Origin of the sequence: Pseudochrobactrum lubricantis, from assembly GCF_041929865.1 — a bacterium.
Classification (GTDB): domain Bacteria; phylum Pseudomonadota; class Alphaproteobacteria; order Rhizobiales; family Rhizobiaceae; genus Pseudochrobactrum; species Pseudochrobactrum saccharolyticum.
Genome location: NZ_JBHEEE010000023.1, coordinates 1 through 13,334 on the forward strand (window position 1 = coordinate 1; position 13,334 = coordinate 13,334).

Below are 13,334 nucleotides of genomic sequence, written 5' to 3' on the forward strand. Positions count from 1 at the left end.
TAAAAACCCGAACATTAATTAAAAGGCGGGTCAATTCTCGGTGGAAAAACTGGGTCAGTTCTTACCGGAAATCAACAATTCCGCTGCTAATGCAGGTTTTGCTGGCTTAAAAGCTTATGATGCCATCAAAAATCTGCAAGGTATGGCTAATGGTACAGGCAACATAGCTTCGGCTTCGATAGGTGTTGGTTTTGAATATTCAAAATCGAAGGAAAATGCTGAGAGTTCTGTTCCTGTCGTCACAGATATTAGAGGCGGCAACAGCGTTTCCATCGAAGCTAAATCGGGCGACATCAACAGCCATGGCGCACAAATCATTGCTGGTTATGACGAATATGGTCTGATTTCAGGTGGTGCAGGTGATATCAGCCTGAAAGCTGGTAATGATATCAATTTGGAAAGTGCTCAAGCGACGAATAGCTCGTCGTCATCTAATAAGTCAGCGAGTGCTAATGTTGGCGTTTCGGCTGGAGTGACGTTGAGTGGCGTTGGTGTCAGTGTCACTGGAAATGCTAATGTAGGTTCTGGAAAATCGAATAGCAGTGGTACAACGCAGGTTAACAGCCACGTTACTGGTGCTGGTGATATTAAACTGGAATCTGGTCGAGACACCAATCTGAAGGGCGCTGTCGTTGAAGGTGAGACGATCACCGCCAATGTGGGGCGTGACCTTAATATTATCTCGGTTCCTGATACGGGTGAAAGCTCGAACAAATCTTCTTCAATTGGTGTCAGCGGTTCGCTTGGAGCAGGTGGGGCGGCAATCACAGGTGTGTCGCCGGGTTACGGTACGGGCTCAGGTAAGACCAACTGGATTGAGGAGCAGTCAGGCCTTGTCGCAAAAGACAAGGTGGATGTAACCGTTGGCGGCAACACGCATCTTGGTGCGGGCAAAATTATCTCCGAAAGTGGTGATCTTAAGCTTGATACCGGCACGCTGACACATGAGGATTTCTCCGGCTCAAAGAAATACGAAGGCTTTGATGTTCAGGCCAATATTGATCTTACCGGCAAACAACAGCAGCCGGATCAAACGTCGCAACCGAACCACACGGCAGAAGGCTCCTACAAAAAAGACGATACACAGCAGGAAGTGCGTGCAACAGTCGGGCCGGGCGAGATCATCATCCGTGACAAGGACAAACAGGCTGAGCTTGAAGCTAGCGGCCAGACGGAAGACCTCGCTTCTCTCAACCGTGACCCTGATCAAGCTTATGAGATCACCAAGGATAAGCATGTCGAGATAGATTTCTATCTGTCAGACACCAGTCTGAATGCAGTGGCATCGGGTATCGGTAAGGCGATGGAACCGGGCGGCTTTATAGATCGTTACCTTATTGGTCGAGAGCTTACATCGGAAGAGCGTAGCAATGTTCGTGAGGGGTTAGATGCTCTTGCAAATGGTGGCAGTTTCGGTGGGTGTGGGCCACAGCGACAGGGTTTCAACAGGTTCACCCCGTTAGGTTGGGTTGTATCATCTGCATACGCGTATGAGACAGATTGCTTTATAATTAAAGCAGATGGTTCAAAGATTGAATTAGGCATTTCAACCTATGAACAATGTCGGGATGCGATTAAAGCGTATCTCAATTCGTTGAGCTTCGATGACCGTACAAGGGTTATTCGTGATTCTGGTTTTGTAACCACTTCTGGAGCTCTGCCTGGTGATTTGCTTACTTGGCATGTGAACGATCTGGTTCGTATGGTTGTTGAGGACTTGGATGGTGGCAAGCGCGGAACGTACAGCGAGTTTTACAACCAAGGCGTTTTTGCGGGGCAAAAATCTGGAATTGCACAATCCGCCGAATGGGCTGCTATATGGAATGATTCTGCTCTCTCAGTTTCTGAAAAAATCAATAATCTCTATGATGCTGGCCTTGATGTCATGGGTATTATGGCAGCAGCCACAATGGGGGGAGTTGGTAATAACTCTGGAATTGCCGGAAAAGGCTTAATCTCATCCGCTCGTACTGCACATATTCTATATGGAGATAGGACGGGTGGTGGGCATTTATGGCCTGGCAGTCCGGGTAAAAGCCCCTTCCCCAAAAACTGGACACCACAACGAATACTGGATGAAGTGGATGCGATTGCGAAAAACCCCAATATCGTTGGGACAGCACAATATAATCGTATCGTAAAAGAAGCTGTAGTTGATAATGTGAAAATCAGAGTCGTCATAGAGCCAGCCTCAAAAGGAGGTGGCGTAGTGACGGCATTTCCTACAAATGTACCTAGGAATCCATAGTTATGATTTCGAAAAATATTGGATATTATCTGAAGATTGAAAGTCTTTTAATGGACTCTCTTAATAGAGTAAGTGAATGTATCGATGATAAAGACGGCAAGGATGTACTAGAATATATACATCACCAAGAGTACGGAGTAGCGTGGGAATTGTTGTGGTGTATTTTAATTGATAAGAAACTGGACATTCCAGAATCTATGAGGATAAGTGGAAAAATGATGGGGTTAGGAACAGACACCTGACGCTCATCAGGAGGTGCCTGCAACAGTCGGGCAGGGCGATAAGGCTGTGTCATAAAATTTTACTTCTTCTGAGCTATGTTAACGCCAGTGCGTATAACTGAGTGAGGCGGATACGAATGACAGTGGATTTCAAAAGGACGCATTTTCTCAAAAGTGTCATCCTGCCTGCAGTCTTCTTTTAGGTGCGCTATCCGGTTTCCTGTAGCGACCTTCAGGAAATTCTGGCCGAACGGGTTGTATCCGTCAATCATGCAACATCGGCCACCCTCGTAGTCATCGAAGTGGTACACATGATCCGCAAGAACCAATTCGCAAACGACAACCGCTCACCATTCCAGACATTCGCGCAACTCGTAGCATAAGTGCCTCCAGAGATAAGAGCGTTTCTTTCCTGCTCAATACTTTGCGACGCTGCCCGGGCTGTAACCACAGAAGCGTTTATTTGAACATAGCAGGCAGAGATATTCCGTTTTACTGCTTATCAGGATAATACATTTCTGATAAACAAAACCGGTTTGTCCTGCTTGTTCAGATATGCATAGTTTTGCGCAGAGCTATAGATCGCAAAAGTACCGGCTGGATAATCCGTATAGATACCTGTCAATTCCAGAGTAAGCGTACCATTTGTCACAAAAAGCATTTCATGCCAGCCTGCCGGATCAGGCTCTGTCTCATAATGATCCAGCCACGCCTAAACACCAGCGCCACATCTGAGCCTCTGACGCGGCCGGTGCAGAGCCTAATAATGTTGCCACGTTTTCCGGCTTATTTCCGCGCTAGGCGATCTCGTTGATATTCTCATGGGTTGTCTGTCCGGTTCGGATCTTTGACAAGGTATACAAAATCGTTACCATTATACACTCATGGCAAAATGTTGGTTTTGCTAGATGTCTCAGTTCACTGCTTGAAATCTTTTGTAGTTATATCTGAATGGATGCTTTGCGCTTTATTCCTGTCATTCGACGGGCACTTGAGAATTCCCTAAAGCCGACATTGCCTATCGCGTGGCCGAGCGCCGGTCGAGTACTTCGGCATAAAGGTTCGAATCCCATCCTGCCCGCGAATAACCGCACAAATTGAGCGTATATTTCTTTATTTATCAATGGACTAATAGACTTCGCGTGATTGAGCGTGGAAGTGGTTCTCTCATACTTGGCTGAGTGAGATACTCCTTGGCGGTATCGCTGCCGATCAGGCCTACCGAATGATAGATGCTGCGACGCGCCGAACCTCACGCATGCCAATATCAGAGAAATTTTTGATAAGGCGAGAAAAAATCCCGATCTATCATCAGCGCTTTGGTCTCCCGAACACTGAGGCCCTCCTCGATCAATAGTTCCAGCAGTCGGTCGATATCGACCAGTTCAATGGCTGCCGCATTCTCACGGGCAGCTTCTTCGCGTGCGTTTTCGGTAAAGGTACCAGCCGTTAAAAAAATGCCCCTTTCTGCGCGACCTTGGATGGCGCCTTGAAAGTCGCGTATTTCTTTGACTTGCACAGTGCCAGCATAGCGCTTGCACTGAAACATGACCTTGATGCGGACAAATCGATTGATGAGAAGAAAGCCCTCACCATCAATGCCGTGATCGCCGGTCTGGCCCGTCACTTTCAGGTTCTCAAAGCCAATGTGTCGGAGGAGCTGGGCGCACAATTCCTCAAAACCTTTATCCGTGATGCCGCGCAAGATGCGCACAAGCTCTTACCATATGTTCGCAGGGCTGCAGTGAATGTGCTGCGGTAATGGATTAGAATATTTCTCTGCGAAATGGTGTCTTGGGGCAAAGTAAATATTTTATACCTAAATAGCTAAAATTTGTCAGGAGCATAGTCATATCAATGTGTGACGAAGTTTGAGTGAAGCAGAAATCAATTCTCTAGATAATAATATAATTGCTGTTATAATATAAATTATTTGCTCAATACATAGTTAAGTGTCGCGATGATATAATTTAAGTTGAATTCTCCGCAAATTATTATGTTGGATCTTGCGTCTTGCTTGCGTACTCGGCGTATTGCGGAAAATTTCACTCAAAAAGACCTGGCATCCATGGCTGGGGGTTCTTATAGCGCGGTTCGCGCTTTTGAGAAGTCAGGCGAGGGGGCGTTTGAAACTCTTGTGAAAATAGCTTTCGCACTCAATGCTGAAAAAGAGTTTGAGTAGTTATTGCCAGCGCCTATGGCTGAAACACTTAATGAGTGGATTGGCGAAGCAAACGGCAGTGGGTACGGAAATCATGAAATACAAGCCGGTCACTAGACTTCAGATTGATCTTAACATTGAAAATTAGGAAGTTTATGTGGGTGATCTCGCGTGGACGTCAGAGACGACTGATTTATGTCAGCGAAGTTATCTCAATGATGTGAGAGATAATTGATAAACAGCTGAAACAATTCCGTCTGACTGGAGATCGACAAGCGCTTATAAATATTAGAGCGATGCAGTTTGGCAGTCCCCTCTGTAATATTCAAAATATTAGCGATAGAGGCATTGCTATGACCGCGTAAGATCATGCGAGCAACATTGCGTTGAGTGCTAGTAAGCTGATCTTTGAATACGCTGAGAAACATGGTTTCAATATCATTCGCACTGGTTGCCACCGGAGTAAAACCGGCTGGCCGCACCATTTTCCAATGCGCCTGCAAGGCCGCGCGGATGAATGGTTCTGCCGCTTGTAGTTTCGAAATTTCTATAGTGCTGAAAGGTAACTTTCCCTGATTACGCATTAGCGAATAAGTGGCACTTACATCTTCACCCAATGGTACAACAAAACCGATTTCTTCGATCAGCACTCCGGCTTCAGATGACACGCATGGGTGAATATCGTGCGAAATTACAAAGTCAGAATTGAAAAAGCTGTCCGGTGCAAGCTCACCCATACGCCACAGGCCTGTTTCATGTCCGCTGATACAGGCAACATAAAATGGATCAAGTAAATAGCCGCCACGCATATAGGAGCTGAGAGCTTTGCGGGACACAGTCTTACTGTAGCCGTCATGGATCAGGTGAGGCTCGGCATTAAACCGGAAGGCAAAAATGCAGCTCATATCAAAAACGGCAATATCTGTAATCACCGCATCTAACTGTTTACCAAAGTTATCCTGCCCAGAGGCACTGATGACAGCTGCGACTTTAACAAAATCATGATCAAGCATCACAGCCTCCCCTCGATTAATCGTCATTCCCTTACGACTGCCCGCATATAACTTTTAGTATATCGACGGCAAAAGCTATTGCATTTAGCCTCTGTCCTCAATGCATAGCCCCTACAAAAACTAGCGGGAACGTTTAAAAATACGGGGCAGCAGCGATAATTTTCATACGGAAGACAAAGGCAAATCACCCGATTTTGCCTGACGGGAGAACTTATCCATGACAGGACGTTTAGCTGGAAAAACTGCACTGATTACGGGTGGTGCTGGTGGTTGCGGACTAGCCGCCTCGCAACTGTTTGCTCGCGAAGGTGCAAAGGTCGGCATTCTCGATTTGCCCTCCAGCAATGGGGAGAAAGTTGCTGAAGACATTAAGCGCAGTGGCGGGTCAGCGTATTTCACGGCCTGTGATGTTTCTGATGCTGAACAAGTGCAAAATGCAGTGCAGGCAGTCACAGGCGATCTTGGCACCATCACTGTGCTGATGAACCATGCGGGTATTCTCTCCGTGGGGCCGTTTCTTGAAACGTCCGAGACGGAATGGGATCGCATTATGTCCGTTAATGTGAAAAGCATGTTTCTGGTCACGAAGGCGGTTCTGCCGGGCATGATCGCAGCAGGGCATGGTAGTATTGTTTCAACTTCCTCCATCTCCGGTGTTGTTGGTACACCGATGGAAGTACTCTACTGCACCAGCAAAGGTGCCTGCCATATGTTTGCCCGTGCGATTGCTGTTGAATTTCGTGATCGCAATATCCGCTCCAATGCTATTTGCCCCGGCTTTATTGCGACTGCACACGGACAGCGCGAGATCAGGGATTTGAGTAAATTCGGCGTTGATGTGTCTGAAGAGGCGATCAAAGCGGCGCAGGGTCGTCTTTGTTCGCCGGAAGAAGTTGCATCTGCCGCGCTGTTTCTGGCGAGTGATGATGCCAGTTTTGTTAATGGCGCGCATTTGTTTGCCGATAATGCCTATACGGCAATATAAAGGTTAATCGAAGATACAGCCTCCGTGACCGACAAAAAAACAACGGCCGGAAGTTAAAAATGGGAACATAGTCATGACAAATCTTAAACACGCCCTCAATCCGCCCATGCAATTTTCAGAAGGCGGACATTGGAGAAACTGGGTTGGTAACCAGTCTTGCATCACGCGCTATACCGGTGCGCCGACAAGTGATGATCAGCTTTCTGATATGGTGCGGGCGGCCACTGCTGAGGGGTTAAATGTGCGTTGTGCCGGTTCCGGCCATTCCTTTACACCCGTTGTTGGCACCAGCGGACTTTTGTTGTCGCTCTCACAAATGAAGGGTGTCAAAAACATTGACCGCGAGAAGCGCCGCGTTACAGCTGCGGCAGGAACGACCATTAATGAATTAGGGCAGGTGCTGAAACAAAACGGCCTCTCTATGGTCAATCAGGGTGATATTGACAGTCAGGCACTTGCAGGCGCTTTCACTACCGGCACCCACGGCACTGGCGCAACCCTCGGCAATCTTGCCTCCTCGATTGTTGGCATGAAAATGGTGCAGCCGGACGGCAGTGTGTTGAATGTAGATGAAACAACCCCAGATCTGTTGCGTGCTTCGCGTGTTTCTATCGGTACGCTCGGCGTGATTTCAGAAATCACTCTGCAATTGATGGACAGCTATAATCTGCATGAAAAGCTATGGCGTGAAGATTTTGACGCCTGTATGGAAATGCATGACGATCTGGCCGCCAAGCATCGTCATTTCAGCTTTTTCTGGTGCCCGACAGAGCGTAGCCGCCACTGCTATTGCTTGCCCGATACAGCTGCGACGTCTAAATCAGGTCGCACTACTGATGTTTGTGAAATGAAAATCATGGACATTACGGAAGAAGCACCGATGGAAAGCGAATTTGAGAAAATCGCTTATAGTTCGGAAATCTACCCGATTGAATATGTGCCGAATTTTCATGAGCTTGAATATGCAGTGCCGGTTGCCCATGCCAAAGAAGCGGTGAAAGAAGTACGCCGTTTGATGCTCGAAAAGCATCCTGATGCGATCTATCCCATTGAATATCGCTTCACGGCCGGCGACGGCGCATGGATGAGCCCGTTTTTTGAGCAGGACAGTGTGACCATCTCTGTTTCCGGTGAACCGGGCAAAGATTATTGGCAATATCTGCGTGATGTGGATGGAATTCTTCGCGGGTACAAATCCCGCCCGCATTGGGGAAAACTGCATTTTCTCACCGGTGATGATGTCACTGCGCTTTATCCTAAAGCGGAAGAGTTCCGCATTCTGCGCCGCAAGCTCGATCCCGAAGGCTATTTCCTCAACGATCACCTGACGCAATTGTTCAAGTAGCTCAAAGCAGTTTCAGGAAAGTGGGAAATCAGTTTTCCCGAAACTGCGCTAAAATAAAAAGCATACCAATCAATGATAACCATAAACGGGAACGAAAAATGGCACATATTGGTACAATTGTTATTTACATCATTATGGCTTGTGCAATAGCGGGAGCCATCGCCTCAATTCGTGATAGTGAAAAAGGATTAGGAAAAGAATTTATTGAAGGTCTGCATAGTATCGGCCCCATTTTTATACCGGTTGCAGGCATCATGGCCTCTATTCCATTTCTCTCGTCTTTTATCAGTATAATGGTGGAGCCGTTGTTTCATGCGCTGGGCGCAGATCCTGCTCTTGCAGCAACAACGATAATATCTGCCGATATGGGCGGCTATCAGCTTGCTAAAGCGTTGGCGCAGTCACCGGACGGCTGGATTATGGCTACCATTACCGGTTTTATGGCTGGCGCAACCATCATTTTTTCTATTCCGGTTGGTCTCGCTATGCTGGAAAAGAAAGATCATAAATATATGGCCTTGGGCATTATGTCTGGCATATTGAGCATACCGGTTGGGGTGTTTATCGCCTCGATCAGCATTATGATGTTTGATGTCGGTATTCGTCCTGATGTTTCTGCAACTGGTGATGCTGTGCAGAAGACTACACTGTCCTTGCGAGTTATTTTGCAGAATATTTCACCACTGATTATCTTCTGTGTCGCAATCGCGGGCGGCCTTAAATTCTTTCCCAATCAGATGATTACCGGCTTTCTGTGGTTCGGGCGCATTATGTATGCGGCAATCACATTGGTGCTGGTATTTTCAATCGTTGAATATTTTACGTCAATTTTCAGTACATTGTTTGGTAAATGGTCTTTTGCGCCGATTATTGCCGATGAGGAAGATCAGTTTCGTGCATTAGAGGTTGCCGGCGCTATCGGCATCATGCTCAGCGGTGCTTTTCCGATGGTCTACCTAATCAATAAGTTTCTTGCAGTGCCGATGGAAAAGTTCGGAAGAAAAGTCGGGCTTAGTCCTGTGGGTGCAGCAGGATTATTGGCAGCCTCAGCCAATATTCTGGCAATGTTTCGCCTCGTGCGGGATATGCGCCCGAAAGACAAGGTGTTGGTTATTGCCTTTGCAGTTTGTGCTGCCTTTATGTTCGGCGATCACCTAGCTTTTGCTGCCAATTTTCAGCCAAGCATTATCCTGCCGCTGCTGCTAGGTAAAATTGGTGGAGGTGCTTTTGCTTTTGCCATTGCGCTTTGGCTGTCTGTTCCTAAGGCCGAGGAGCTGGAGAGAGCCGTCAATGCGGCGCAACTTAAAACAGTGAATGCATGTGCTGTGTAGATAAGGTATATTTTCTATACAAGTTCAATGTAAAGGCGTTTTTATTGATACACTCATGGCAAAATGTTGATTTTGCCATGAGTGGTATTTTAATTATCTTCACTGGAGTCGATATTAATATTCATAGTATTGTAGTAGCGTTAACGCATGAATATTTTTAGGAATATTGCTTTTTACAAGCGTCACGCGGTGTGATGCCAAACTGTCTTCGGAAGGCAGTAGCGAAATTGGCAGGGTTCGTATAACCGGCAATTAAACAAGCTTCTTGTATGCTAGCTTCACCGGATTTCAGCATGAAAAAAGCGCGGTCAAGGCGCAAACCTCGTACATATTCGAAAACACTGTGACCTTCAGTCATGCGAAACAGACGCTGCAATCCGCTGGCACTCATGCCTGCTTCACGGGCGATGCGTTCCACACTCAGCGGTTCTGTAAGATGCGATTCTATCAGGTCTTTGGCTCTTTGCAGCCGTAGCGTGTCATAACGGCTGGGTAACGCGCTCTTTGCAGAATTTTGCTCGGCCTGCATAACTGCGCTGATCGTTTCGGTCACAATCTCGACTGCGCGACCTTCCAGATATAGATTGCGCAGCTCCGGTCTGAGAAAGGACGGGGTGAGTATTTGTTTAATAAGCTCGATCATGCGTGGTGTCAGTGCCCAGCGATGTTCGGTCAGATTATCTTTAAACAGACGTTTAGCGCTTTGCTGATCACTCAGTTCTTCCATAGCATCAAGATGCAGCCATTCCGGTGTAGCAGATACAACCAGATGGCAGAGATGCTGATGCCCTTGTGATGATCTGCGGAAGCTTTCATCACCGGTACACATAATTGCAGTACCGGTAATTGCGCTCTTTTTTTCACTGCGAAATCCGAATTTTTTATCACCGATACTCAGGTCAATCTGGCCATCAAGAAAGAAAATGCAGGATAAGCCCTCATGGATCAGTGAAGTTGCGGTAAAAGCTCGTTCTTCTGTAACATCACTGACATGAAGCGTTAAGCCGCTACGCAGTTCCTGATGCAGAAAAGAGCCTTTCAGCAACGTGTCATCCATGCCGAGATCATCATCAGGGCTATCGAGGACAACATGTTCGTTGCGTAGAAAATCTTTAACACGCAAATGTTTGTCTGCTGAAATGCTGGCGGATATATGGTCTGAAGAGGATCTCACCTGCGATGCCTTTCCAGTTCTTAACCAGTCATCTGAGAATGACTGATTTTGCTGAATGAAATATCGGATTTTAATGCTTACAAAGTTGCAAATTTGATAGTTTCATAAAAATTTAGCGGATTGCAAAGATTTCTGATTGTTCTGCAAAGGTGTGCAGATTGTCAGACATGCTCTGGTGCCATAAATATTTAAATTAATATGACACATAAAGTCAAGTTTAAGGATCAGCGCTTGACTGGCTTGGGGGCATTCGTGAGTAATCAGACATATTTAAAAATGAGTTCATTGTGGAATCTCAGCAAAATGCAGTCTGTACTGCTGGCTTCAACAATGCTTTGTGGTCTGAGTGTTGTTCCTGCAATTGCGCAGGAAAACATTAAGCTCAATACGATTACAATTGAGGGTGAAGGCACCGGTGAGGCCGCTGACAGCATTGTTGCCAAGCGCAGTGTTGCAGCTTCCAAAACCGATACGCCGCTTCTTGAAACGCCGCAGGTCGTCAATGTTGTGACCCGCAAGCAAATGGATGTGCAAGGTGCCAATACTGTAGCGGAGGCTCTGCGTTATACGCCGGGTGTATTGTCCGATCCCAATGGCTATGATGTACGCTATGACTGGTTGTATATTCGTGGCTTCAACTCATACGGTACAATGTGGCTCGATGGGCTGGCAATTGCCGGTGATCCGAGCAATTATTCCACACCAAGCATAAATCCTTATTCACTTGAGCGGGTTGAGGTCATCAAGGGGCCTGCTTCCGTGCTTTACGGACGCACTGTGCCGGGTGGTCTTGTTAATCAGGTGAGTAAACGGCCTGAAACGACCCCGCATCGGGAAATCAATATCGGCACCTCTGCTTTCGGCGGCGTTCAAAGTTCTTTTGATTTTACCGGCCCTGTGACACAGGACGGGGAATGGAGCTATCGCCTACTGGGGCAGGGGCGGAATATGCATACACAGATTGATCATGAGCGCGACAAGCAGTTTATGATTGCGCCGAGCCTGACATGGGCGCCGACCAAAGATACGTCGCTGACAATGTACGGTTATTATCAGCGCGACCGGCCAGTGTTTAATCCGCGTTTTTATCCTGCCACCGGCACTTTGCTGCCTAATCCAGCCGGACAAATTCCGCGTGATGTTTTTCTCGGTGATCCGGATTGGGGCGGTTTTAACCGCGATTATTACCACCTGGGCTATGAGTTTGAACATGAGTTCAACGAGAACTGGACCATTCGCCAGAATATGCGCTACGGCCGCTCCAGTCAGGATATGAACCTGCTACTGGTCAATCCGGCTTTTGCTTATTTCGGTGCCCCTTCCTCCCAGCTTGAGAGGGTGACAGCGGTATCGGATGACTGGACGTCAACTTTTGCTGTTGATACGCAGGCTCAAACCAAATTTGAAACCGGTACTCTGGATCATACTGTGCTGTTTGGTGTGGATTATGTGCGCGGTGTTTCATCCACAAATTTCGGTAATTCGGACAGAAGCGTTACAGTGCCGGGGGATTGATTATAACAATCCGGTTTACGGGCTTAAATATCCGCTTGCTGCGGTGACAACATCAGGCTTGCAGAAGCAAAGCCAGATTGGTCTCTATGTACAGGATCAGATCCGTTATGATCGCTGGGTCGGCACATTTGGTTTACGCTACGATAGACCCGATATTGATACGACAAACCGAATGAAACCGGATAGTCTGGTCGTCTCTACCAATGATAATGCAATTTCCGGACGGGCAGGGCTGACCTATCTGTTTGATAATGGTTTGGCTCCTTATGTCAGCTATTCGACTTCATTCCTGCCTTTGATGGGTACTGATTATAAAAACGATCCGTATGAAGCACAGACTGCCCGCCAGATTGAACTTGGCGTAAAATATGAACCTGCTGGTGGTCGCGGAATGATGTCATTGTCCTTGTTTCAGCTGACACAGGATAATGTGCTGACCCCTTATTCAAAAGATCCCAATCCGGTCAGACCTACATTGTTCGAGCAGGACGGTAAGCAGCGGGTACGCGGTATTGAAATCGAAGGAAAATATGAGCTGACGCCGGAAATCGGCATAATGGCTGCTTATGCTTATTCGAACTCCAAAGTGTTGAGTTCCAATAATCCTGATGCTCTGGGGCGTGAGATGCTGCGTCTGCCGGAACATCAGGGCAGTGCCTGGGTTCATTATACACCTTATGCCGTGCAGGGCTTGTCTCTTAGTGCTGGTGTACGTGCCATGTCATCTTATCAAACAGATAGTACGTATTTTGATGAATTGCGTATCCCGTCCCGTACATTGGTTGATATCGGAATGGAATATGACTTCGGGGCATTGAAAAAGGAATTCGAAGGTACAAAACTGCGTGTTAACGTGACCAATTTGTTTGATAAAGAGTATGTTTCTCATTGTCTGAATAAAACCGGCGGTAGCTGTAATTATGGTGCAGGGCTCGCCATTACCGCAAATTTGAAATACGAGTGGTAATGGTCTCACAGGTTTTATATCGCAAAAAGGGCGCCGGTTTACCGGCGGCCTTGCTGTATTCTTTGGCAGTATTCTGGGTGCTTGCCCTGTGTGTAGCCGGTACAGCAAACGCTGAAATATTGCTTGAGGATGCCGCAGGCCGCAAGGTGCGGTTGGTGGCACCTGCCAGCCGTATTGTCACCAATGAAAGCTTGTTGTTGCTGTCGCTGGCACTCATCGATCCGGAGCCGGTGGCGCGGATTGCCGGATGGGCTGCCCCGCAGCGTTTTGACAATGGTATGTATCAGGACTTTAAACGGTTCTGTCGCAAAGTTTTTGGAAGGATATAAGCGGCCTTACTTCTGAACGCAGTTATGCTGCGAGCTCCGCAAAGA

At 47.2% G+C, this 13,334-nt stretch carries 11 protein-coding genes and 1 pseudogene; 9 read left to right on the forward strand and 3 right to left on the reverse strand.

Going from position 1 to position 13,334, the window contains the following annotated elements:
• Nucleotides 1-40: 40 nt before the first annotated feature.
• From JNC80_RS19460 to JNC80_RS19470, 3 genes and pseudogenes are all read left to right on the forward strand, one after another.
• Nucleotides 41-2,248 (forward strand): hemagglutinin repeat-containing protein, encoded by a 2,208-nt coding sequence (locus JNC80_RS19460; protein WP_376711360.1) that lies wholly within the window; start codon nt 41-43, stop codon nt 2,246-2,248.
• A gap of 2 nt (nt 2,249-2,250) precedes the next feature.
• A complete protein-coding gene (locus JNC80_RS19465; protein WP_376711361.1) occupies nt 2,251-2,490 on the forward strand; it encodes a hypothetical protein in 240 nt (79 codons plus the stop codon).
• Between the two features lie 116 nt (nt 2,491-2,606).
• Nucleotides 2,607-2,765 (forward strand): annotated as a pseudogene (locus JNC80_RS19470) (IS6 family transposase); the annotation flags it as partial.
• A gap of 971 nt (nt 2,766-3,736) precedes the next feature.
• Here the strand turns inward: JNC80_RS19470 and JNC80_RS19475 are convergent.
• Together JNC80_RS19475 and JNC80_RS19480 are read right to left on the reverse strand one after the other, a co-directional pair.
• The gene (locus JNC80_RS19475) at nt 3,737-4,183 is read right to left on the reverse strand and encodes a restriction endonuclease (RefSeq protein WP_376711362.1); all 447 of its coding nucleotides are present in this window, start codon (nt 4,181-4,183) and stop codon (nt 3,737-3,739) included.
• 659 nt (nt 4,184-4,842) lie between these two features.
• Nucleotides 4,843-5,643: a helix-turn-helix domain-containing protein gene (locus JNC80_RS19480; protein ID WP_376711363.1), complete on the reverse strand. Its 801-nt coding sequence runs from the start codon at nt 5,641-5,643 to the stop codon at nt 4,843-4,845.
• A 217-nt stretch (nt 5,644-5,860) separates the two neighbouring features.
• On the opposite strand from JNC80_RS19480, the gene JNC80_RS19485 reads away from it, so the two are divergent.
• The 3 genes from JNC80_RS19485 to eutH all read left to right on the forward strand — a co-directional run bounded on the left by JNC80_RS19485 (nt 5,861) and on the right by eutH (nt 9,304).
• Nucleotides 5,861-6,628 carry an SDR family NAD(P)-dependent oxidoreductase gene (locus JNC80_RS19485; RefSeq protein WP_376711364.1) on the forward strand — a complete coding sequence of 256 codons (768 nt, stop codon included), beginning with the start codon at nt 5,861-5,863 and terminating at the stop codon, nt 6,626-6,628.
• Nucleotides 6,629-6,701: 73 nt separating this feature from the next.
• Complete coding sequence (locus JNC80_RS19490) at nt 6,702-7,973, forward strand: D-arabinono-1,4-lactone oxidase (RefSeq protein WP_376711365.1); 1,272 nt, start codon at nt 6,702-6,704, stop codon at nt 7,971-7,973.
• Between the two features lie 20 nt (nt 7,974-7,993).
• On the forward strand, nt 7,994-9,304 hold the full coding sequence (eutH, locus tag JNC80_RS19495; protein WP_376711366.1) for an ethanolamine utilization protein EutH: 1,311 nt from the start codon (nt 7,994-7,996) through the stop codon (nt 9,302-9,304).
• Between the two features lie 157 nt (nt 9,305-9,461).
• On the opposite strand, the gene JNC80_RS19500 is transcribed toward eutH, so the two are convergent.
• Nucleotides 9,462-10,427 carry a helix-turn-helix domain-containing protein gene (locus tag JNC80_RS19500; RefSeq protein WP_376711367.1) on the reverse strand — a complete coding sequence of 322 codons (966 nt, stop codon included), beginning with the start codon at nt 10,425-10,427 and terminating at the stop codon, nt 9,462-9,464.
• A 354-nt stretch (nt 10,428-10,781) separates the two neighbouring features.
• Here JNC80_RS19500 and JNC80_RS19505 point away from each other — a divergent pair, with 354 nt between their 5' ends.
• The 3 genes from JNC80_RS19505 to JNC80_RS19515 all read left to right on the forward strand — a co-directional run bounded on the left by JNC80_RS19505 (nt 10,782) and on the right by JNC80_RS19515 (nt 13,289).
• A complete protein-coding gene (locus tag JNC80_RS19505; protein WP_376711368.1) occupies nt 10,782-11,993 on the forward strand; it encodes a TonB-dependent siderophore receptor in 1,212 nt (403 codons plus the stop codon).
• The gene (locus JNC80_RS19510) at nt 11,926-12,960 is read left to right on the forward strand and encodes a TonB-dependent receptor (RefSeq protein ID WP_376711369.1); all 1,035 of its coding nucleotides are present in this window, start codon (nt 11,926-11,928) and stop codon (nt 12,958-12,960) included. Before JNC80_RS19505 ends, JNC80_RS19510 begins: the two co-directional genes overlap by 68 nt.
• 62 nt (nt 12,961-13,022) lie before the next feature.
• Complete coding sequence (locus JNC80_RS19515; protein ID WP_376711370.1) at nt 13,023-13,289, forward strand: hypothetical protein; 267 nt, start codon at nt 13,023-13,025, stop codon at nt 13,287-13,289.
• Nucleotides 13,290-13,334 lie beyond the last annotated feature (45 nt).

Bases quoted from the DNA above. Each gene is read 5' to 3' on its own strand.
- JNC80_RS19465 (WP_376711361.1), top strand. From the start codon at position 2,251: ATGATTTCGAAAAATATTGGATATTATCTGAAGATTGAAAGTCTTTTA.
- JNC80_RS19480 (WP_376711363.1), bottom strand. From the start codon at position 5,643: ATGCTTGATCATGATTTTGTTAAAGTCGCAGCTGTCATCAGTGCCTCT.
- JNC80_RS19490 (WP_376711365.1), top strand. From the start codon at position 6,702: ATGACAAATCTTAAACACGCCCTCAATCCGCCCATGCAATTTTCAGAA.
- JNC80_RS19505 (WP_376711368.1), top strand. From the start codon at position 10,782: ATGCAGTCTGTACTGCTGGCTTCAACAATGCTTTGTGGTCTGAGTGTT.
- JNC80_RS19485 (WP_376711364.1), top strand. From the start codon at position 5,861: ATGACAGGACGTTTAGCTGGAAAAACTGCACTGATTACGGGTGGTGCT.
- JNC80_RS19510 (WP_376711369.1), top strand. From the start codon at position 11,926: ATGTGCGCGGTGTTTCATCCACAAATTTCGGTAATTCGGACAGAAGCG.